The organism is Caballeronia catudaia, assembly GCF_001544755.2.
Lineage (GTDB): Bacteria > Pseudomonadota > Gammaproteobacteria > Burkholderiales > Burkholderiaceae > Caballeronia > Caballeronia catudaia.
Map to the genome: position 1 here is coordinate 348552 of NZ_FCOF02000002.1, position 7379 is coordinate 355930.

At 63.4% G+C, this 7379-nt stretch carries 7 protein-coding genes and 1 pseudogene; 6 read left to right on the forward strand and 2 right to left on the reverse strand.

Annotated features, from left to right (window positions below):
- Positions 1-14: 14 nt before the first annotated feature.
- Positions 15-1178, reverse strand: coding sequence for a lytic murein transglycosylase B (gene mltB, locus AWB75_RS03815; protein ID WP_061122726.1), 1164 nt, complete (start codon positions 1176-1178; stop codon positions 15-17).
- 308 nt (positions 1179-1486) lie between these two features.
- On the opposite strand from mltB, the gene AWB75_RS03820 reads away from it, so the two are divergent.
- The gene (locus AWB75_RS03820) at positions 1487-2410 is read left to right on the forward strand and encodes a histone deacetylase family protein (RefSeq protein WP_061122727.1); all 924 of its coding nucleotides are present in this window, start codon (positions 1487-1489) and stop codon (positions 2408-2410) included.
- Here AWB75_RS03820 and AWB75_RS03825 read toward each other — a convergent pair.
- A complete protein-coding gene (locus AWB75_RS03825; protein WP_061122728.1) occupies positions 2407-3291 on the reverse strand; it encodes an alpha/beta hydrolase in 885 nt (294 codons plus the stop codon). The two genes, AWB75_RS03820 and AWB75_RS03825, sit on opposite strands and share 4 nt — an antisense overlap.
- 163 nt (positions 3292-3454) lie before the next feature.
- On the opposite strand from AWB75_RS03825, the gene AWB75_RS03830 reads away from it, so the two are divergent.
- From AWB75_RS03830 to AWB75_RS03850, 5 genes and pseudogenes are all read left to right on the forward strand, one after another.
- A complete protein-coding gene (locus tag AWB75_RS03830) occupies positions 3455-4489 on the forward strand; it encodes a methionine ABC transporter ATP-binding protein (RefSeq protein ID WP_061122729.1) in 1035 nt (344 codons plus the stop codon).
- The gene (locus AWB75_RS03835; protein WP_061122762.1) at positions 4479-5132 is read left to right on the forward strand and encodes a methionine ABC transporter permease; all 654 of its coding nucleotides are present in this window, start codon (positions 4479-4481) and stop codon (positions 5130-5132) included. The genes AWB75_RS03830 and AWB75_RS03835 overlap by 11 nt, the downstream gene beginning before the upstream one ends.
- 22 nt (positions 5133-5154) lie before the next feature.
- Positions 5155-5946 carry a MetQ/NlpA family ABC transporter substrate-binding protein gene (locus tag AWB75_RS03840; RefSeq protein WP_061122730.1) on the forward strand — a complete coding sequence of 264 codons (792 nt, stop codon included), beginning with the start codon at positions 5155-5157 and terminating at the stop codon, positions 5944-5946.
- 175 nt (positions 5947-6121) lie between these two features.
- Positions 6122-6871: an electron transfer flavoprotein subunit beta/FixA family protein gene (locus tag AWB75_RS03845; RefSeq protein WP_061122731.1), complete on the forward strand. Its 750-nt coding sequence runs from the start codon at positions 6122-6124 to the stop codon at positions 6869-6871.
- A 15-nt stretch (positions 6872-6886) separates the two neighbouring features.
- Positions 6887-7379, forward strand: a pseudogene (locus tag AWB75_RS03850) (electron transfer flavoprotein subunit alpha/FixB family protein); the annotation flags it as partial.

Consider the following 7379-nt stretch of genomic DNA (forward strand, 5'->3'; position numbering starts at 1 on the left):
GCGCCGCCGCGATATCACTGCGAGGCATCGCCCGCCATCATGCGCGCTTTGACCGCCTCGCCGAGCTGATACACCGCGAGCGCGTAGAAGAAGCTGCGGTTATAGCGCGTCAGCACGTAGAAGTTCTTCAGCCCGAGCGTGTATTCGGTTGCGCGGCCGGGCGTCGGGAGATCGACGACGGTGAGCGGCGTCGGCGCTTCCGCCGCGATGTCCAAGCCCGGCTCATTGAGCAGCATACCGGCCTTCGTCAGTTGCGCAAGCGACCATTTCGGTTCCGGCGATCCATCGGCGGCGGCCTGCGCAATGCCCTGACTGCCTTCGTCGCCCGCAATGCGCCACACCACCGGGCGGCCCGGCTGCCAGCCGTTCTGTTTCAGATAGTTCGCGACGCTGCCGATGGCGTCCGCCGGACTCGTGCGCAGATCGATGCGGCTGTTGCCGTCGTAGTCGACCGCGTATTGCACGATGCTGCTCGGCAGGAACTGCGGAATGCCGATCGCGCCGGTGTACGAGCCGAGCACGGTCGTCGGATCGATCTGCGCATCGCGCGTCCACACGAGCAGATCTTCGAGATTCTTGCGGAAAGTCGCCATGCGCTCAGCGCGGTTCGGCGTGTTCGGATAATCGAAGGTGAGCGTGGTCAGCGCGTCGAGCGCGCGGAAGTTGCCCATGTACTTCCCGTAGATCGTCTCCACGCCGATGATCCCGACGATGACCTCCGGCGGCACGCCGAATTGTTCGGCGGCGCGCTGCAGCGTGGCCTGATTCGCGCGCCAGAACTTCACGCCCGCGTTGATACGCACCGGCTCGATGAAGCGCGACTGATACGCGCGCCAGTTCTTCGCTTGCGGCGTGGGCGAGGGCAGGACCAGCTTCGCCGCCGTCGCCGAATAACTCACGCGCGCGAACAGTTGGTGCAACGCCGAGGAATCGAAGTCGTAACGCGCGACCATGTCGTTGATGAACGCGTCGACATTCGGATTGTTCGCGTAACGCTGCGGCACGATCTCTTCTTCGAACACCTGCCCTTGCGGCGTTGCGGCCTGCGGCTGCTGCGACTGCGCAAAGGCACTGTTGGCGGAGACGACACCGAGCGCGCAGAAGAGAGAGACGAGGAGCGCGCGCTTTGCCGGCGTGAAGGAGGCCGTGAAGTCGAACGGAGCAAACGGGAAAGTCATAGTGTGCGTGGTTGGGGACGGTTGGGGCGATGCCGGATTCGCGAGCGGCCGAAATGCGTGTGAAGTCGAATCGATCCGCAACGATGCTCAACGGAACGCAACAGCCTGCAACATTCCGCGCGCAAACGCTTGGCCGGCAAGGCGTCGAGGCAGTATAACCGACGCCTCGCGCCGGTATCGCCCGTGCGTCCGGCGGCGGGCGGCGGTATCGAACGGTGTGGTAACTTAACGTCAAATGCGCGGCGCACGGTCGCGTATGACGAAAAAACACGAGACGAGAGCCGACGAAAGCGGCATTGCGAGACATCATGGCCACCGGCTTTTATTCCCACCCCGACTGCCTGCAGCACGACAACGGCCAATGGCATCCCGAATGCCCGGCGCGTTTGCAGGCGATCGAAGATCAACTGATCGCGAGCCGGATCGACACGCTCATCGAACGCGAGGAAGCGCCGCTCGCCGAGGAAACCGAGCTCGCGCGCGTGCATACGCAGGCTCATATCGATTACATCAAGAGCCGCACGCCGGAGCACGGCAGAAGCGAGCTCGACCCCGATACGTCGATGTGCCCCGAGTCCTATCGGGCCGCCTTGCGCGCGGCGGGGGCGGCGATCGCGGCCACCGATGCCGTCATCGAGGGGCGTTACGACAACGCGTTCTGCAGCGTGCGCCCGCCGGGCCACCACGCCGAGCCCGCGCGCGCGATGGGCTTCTGCCTCTTCAACAACGTCGCGATCGCGGCGCGCCATGCGCTCGAGGTGCACGGCCTGCAACGCGTCGCGATCGTCGATTTCGACGTGCATCACGGCAACGGCACCGAAGCCGCCTTCAGCGGCGACTCGCGCGTGCTGATGTGCAGCTTCTTCCAGCATCCGTTCTATCCGTTCTCCGGCGCCGGGAATCACGCGCCGAACATGGTCAACGTGCCGCTGCCCGCGCGGACGAAGGGCACGCAGGTGCGCGAAGTCGTCGACATGATGTGGCTGCCGCGGCTCGAGGAGTTCAAGCCGCAGATGATCTTCGTCTCAGCCGGTTTCGATGCCCATCGCGAAGACGACATGGCCAACATGGGCCTCGTCGAGGACGATTACGCGTGGATCACCGAGCAGGTTCGCGCGGTCGCGAAACGTCACGCGCAGGGGCGCATCGTGAGTTGTCTGGAGGGCGGCTACAACTTGTCGGCGCTCGGGCGTAGCGTCGTCGCGCATCTGCGGGTGCTCGCCGAAATCTAGCTGCGCGCATGCGTGCGCGCGTAATCGGCGCGCACGAGCGTCCAGTCGATCAACTCGCGAATCACGCGGTCGCGGTCTAGGTCGTTGAGCGTTTCATGCGCGCCGCCTTCGACAATCGCGAGCGTGCTGTCGGTTGAGCCCGCGTTAGCCTCGAATTCGCGGCTGCCGGCAGGATCGCAGATCGCGTCCGCCGAGCCGTAAAAGACATAGAGCGGCAACGCGATCGCGCCGCGCTTCGCCGCCACGCGCTCCATCCCGGCGAGAATCTGCGCGGCGGTGCGTGCGGGAACGGCGCCGTGATGCACGAGCGGATCGCGCCGATACGCCTCGACTACGCCCGGCGCGCGTGAAAGCAGCGACGGATCGATGCTGAACGCGGCCACGCGCGGCACGACCGTTCCCACGATGCGGCTCAGTTTCGCCTTCCAGCGCGGCGTGCCCGCCCCGATCTTCAACGCCGGGCTCGACAGAATCAGTCCCGCCAGCTTTCTGCCGGGCGCGCGTTCGGCGACGTACAGCGCCGCGATCGTGCCGCCCATGCTGTGGCCCATCAGGAAGAGCGGCGTGTCGGCGGGCGATGTTGCGGCGCAGGCTTCGAGCAGGACGTCCGCATCGCGCAGGTAGTCGGTGAAGACGCGCACCCAGACGCGATCACCCGATGACTTCCCGTGCCCGCGCAGATCGATTGCGAGCAACTCGATGCCCGCTGCGTTCAACGCGACCGCAAGCGCGTCGTAGCGTCCCGCATGTTCGCCAAGACCGTGAACCAGGGCAATGCGCGCCTTGACTTCGACGTCCGGCGCGCTCTGCCAGCGATGCAAAAACAGCTCGACACCGTGTCGCGTCGTGACCGCGCTCGTCGAATAAATATTGCGTGACATGAGCCGGTAAATTCCTCCACGTTATTAGCCGATCCGAAATCATTATTAAACAGAATGTAACGCGTCCTGTAAAATCGCGGGCTACGTATCAACCAGCTACGACAAGCGGCGGCCGGCTGCACGGGTGCTTCGACCCGGCAAGCCTTCCGCCGTTTGCATTTTCATGATCGAAATACGCAATCTCTCGCAGCGCTTCGCGGGGCCCCGCGGCTGGGTCGAAGCGCTGCACAACGTCAATCTGACGATTCCCGCCGGCGAAGTGTTCGGCATCATCGGGCGCAGCGGCGCGGGCAAGAGCACGCTGGTTCGCTGCATCAATTTGCTGACGCGGCCGAGCGAAGGCAACGTGATCGTCGACGGACGCGATCTCGTGACGCTCTCGAGCGACGCTCTGCGCGCCGCGCGCCGCGATATCGGCATGATCTTTCAACACTTCAATCTGCTGAGCTCGCGCACGGTGTTCGATAACGTCGCGCTGCCGCTCGAACTCGCGGGCAAGAAGCGCGCGGAGATCGAGGCGGCCGTGTTGCCGTTGCTCGAGCTCGTCGGCCTGACGACGCACAAGGACAAATATCCCGCGCAGATCAGCGGCGGGCAGAAGCAGCGCGTGGGCATCGCGCGGGCGCTCGCGAGCAATCCCAAAGTGCTGCTCTCCGATGAAGCCACGTCCGCGCTCGATCCCGAAACCACGCGCGCGATTCTCGACCTGCTGCGCAAGATCAATCGCGAGCTCGGGCTCACGATCGTCCTCATCACGCATCAGATGGAAGTCATCAAACAGGTGTGCGACCGCGTCGCGGTGCTCGACGCCGGGCGCGTCGTGGAAGAGGGCAAGGTCGTCGATGTCTTCATGCAGCCGCATCACGAAGTCACGCGCGCGCTGATCGGCGATGTCATCGCGCACGAGTTGCCGCCCGCGCTGAAGGCGCGCGTCATCGAGCGGCTGAAGACCGGCAGCGGCCATTTGCTGCGGCTCGCGTTCACCGGCTCGGGCGTCGATCAGCCGATTCTTTCGGAGACGATCCGCCGCTACGAGCTCGATTTCAACATCCTGCACGGCCAGATCGACGAGATTCAGGGCCAGGCGTTCGGCTCGCTCGCGGTGCTCGCGGGCGGGCAGCCGGTGAAGATCGCCGAGGCGATCGAATATCTGCGCGCGCAAGGCGTCGTGGTGGAGGAGTTGTCCCATGTTGAGTGAAATGTTCGACATGTTCGTCCAGTCGTTCTGGGAAACGCTGATCATGGTCGGCATCTCGGGACTCGTCGGCGCGGCGATCGGCTTGCCGTTGGGCGTCTTGCTCTATCTCACGGACCGCGATGGCGTGCTGCAGAACCTCGGCGTGAATCGCGGGCTCGGCGGCGTCGTGAACGCGGTGCGCTCGACGCCGTTCATCATTCTGCTCGTCGCGGTGATTCCGTTCACGCGGCTCGTGGTCGGCTCGTCGATCGGGACGGCGGCCGCCGTCGTGCCGCTGACGATCGCGGCCGCGCCGTTCATCGCGCGTCTCGTGGAGACGGCGTTGCGCGAAGTGGATCGCGGGCTCATCGAAGCCGCGCAGGCGATGGGCGCGACGACATCGCAAATCGTGTTCAAGGTGTTGTTGCCGGAATCGCTGCCGGGCGTCGTCGCGGGATTGACGATCACGTTCGTGTCGCTCGTCGGCTACTCGGCGATGGCGGGCGCGATCGGCGGCGGCGGGCTCGGCGATCTCGGCATCCGCTATGGCTATCAGCGCTTCCTGCCTGAAGTGATGCTGACCGTCGTCGTGATTCTCATCGTGTTCGTGCAGCTCGTGCAGTCGTTCGGTGACTGGCTCGTGCGCCGACTGAGCCACAAATAACTCATCTACAGGAGACCAATCCATGCAACGTCGATTCATTCTGAAGTTCGCCGCCGCGCTGCTGAGCGCTACGCTTTTCAACGTAGCCCACGCCGAGGACGCCATCAAGATGGGTGTGACGGGCGGCCCGCACGCACAGATCATGGACGTGGTGAAACAGGTCGCCGCGAAGAACGGCCTGAAGATCACGGTCGTCGAATTCTCGGATTACGTGCAGCCGAACGCCGCGCTCGCATCCGGCGATCTCGATGCGAACAGCTATCAGCATCTGCCGTATCTCGACGCGCAGGTGAAGGATCGCGGCTACAAGCTCATCAAGGTCGCGGACACGGTCACGTTCCCGATGGGCATCTATTCGAAGAAGCTGAAGTCGCTGTCGGCGTTGCAGAACGGCGCGCGCATCGCGGTGCCGAACGATCCGGCCAACGGCGGGCGCGCGCTGCTGCTGCTGCAAAAGCAAGGCTTGATCAAGCTGCGCCCCGACGCGGGCCTGAAAGCGACACCGATCGATATCGTCGAGAACCCGAAGAAGCTGAAGATCGTCGAACTCGACGCGGCGCAGATTCCGCGCTCGCTAGACGACGTCGACGCTGCCGCCATCAACACGAACTTCGCGATGGAAGCGGGCCTGAAGCCGAAGTCCGATGCGATCGCAATCGAAGACCCGCGCGGTCCGTACGTGAACATCATCGCGATTCGCGCGTCCGACAAGGACAAGCCGTGGGTCGCCAAGCTGGTCGCGGCGTATCACTCGCCGGAGGTGAAGCAGTTCGTCGAGGGCAAATATGCGGGGGCGGTGATTACGGCCTGGTAATCGTTTTCGGTGACGGATGCGGGTTTTCGCGGATATAAATAGAACGATCGTTCGATAAAAATAGACCGATTCCTATTGCACAACGGCCCGACCCACCCGCTTGTGGAGGGGCGAGGCGACGCGTCGCTCGTATAATGACGCTGGGTTGACGTAATCGTAACTTTGGAGCGTGTGCATGAAAATTCTGGTGCCAGTCAAGCGCGTGGTCGACTACAACGTGAAGGTCCGTGTGAAATCGGATAACACCGGTGTCGATATCGCCAACGTGAAGATGTCGATGAACCCGTTCGACGAGATCGCTGTTGAAGAAGCGGTCCGGTTGAGGGAAGCGGGTGTTGCTACCGAAGTGATCGCCGTGTCGTGCGGCGTGACGCAATGTCAGGAGACGTTGCGCACCGCACTGGCTATCGGCGCGGATCGCGCGATTCTCGTCGAATCCGCGGATGAATTGCAGCCGCTGGCGGTCGCGAAGATTTTGAAAGCGCTGGTCGATCAGGAAAAGCCTGAGTTGATCATCCTCGGCAAGCAGGCGATCGATGACGATTCGAATCAGACCGGTCAGATGCTTGCTGCGCTGGCGGGTTTGCCGCAGGCGACGTTCGCATCGAAGGTCGTGATCGCCGATGGTAAGGCCACGGTTTCGCGCGAAGTCGACGGCGGCGCGGAAACGCTGTCGCTGAAGCTTCCCGCTGTTGTCACGACGGACCTGCGTCTGAACGAGCCGCGCTATGTGACGCTGCCGAACATCATGAAGGCGAAGAAGAAGCCGCTGACGACGGTGAAGCCCGCGGATCTGGGCGTCGATGTCGCGCCGCGTCTGAAGACGCTGAAAGTCACCGAGCCTCCGAAGCGCAGCGCGGGCGTCATGGTGCCGGACGTAAAGACGCTGGTCGAAAAGCTGAAGACCGAAGCCAAGGTGCTGTAAAGGGAGACGCGAAAAATGACGATTCTGGTAATTGCGGAACACGATAACGCGTCGATCAAGGCAGCGACGCTGAACACGGTTGCGGCTGCTGCGAAGATCGGCGGCGATATTCACGTGCTGGTTGCAGGTTCGAACGCGCAAAGCGCGGCGGATGCGGCGGCGAAGATCGCGGGCGTGGCGAAAGTGCTGCTCGCCGATGCGCCTCAACTCGCCGATGGCCTCGCGGAAAATGTCGAAGCGACGGTGCTGAACATCGCGAAGGACTATTCGCACATTCTGGCTCCGGCGACGGCTTACGGTAAGAACATCGCGCCGCGTATCGCCGCGCATCTCGATGTCGCGCAGATCAGCGACATCACCGCCGTCGATAGCGCCGACACGTTCGAACGTCCGATCTACGCGGGCAACGCGATCGCCATCGTGCAGTCGAGCGATCCGATCAAGGTCATCACCGTGCGATCGACGGGATTCGATCCGGTTGCAGCCGAAGGCGGCAGCGCAGCAGTCG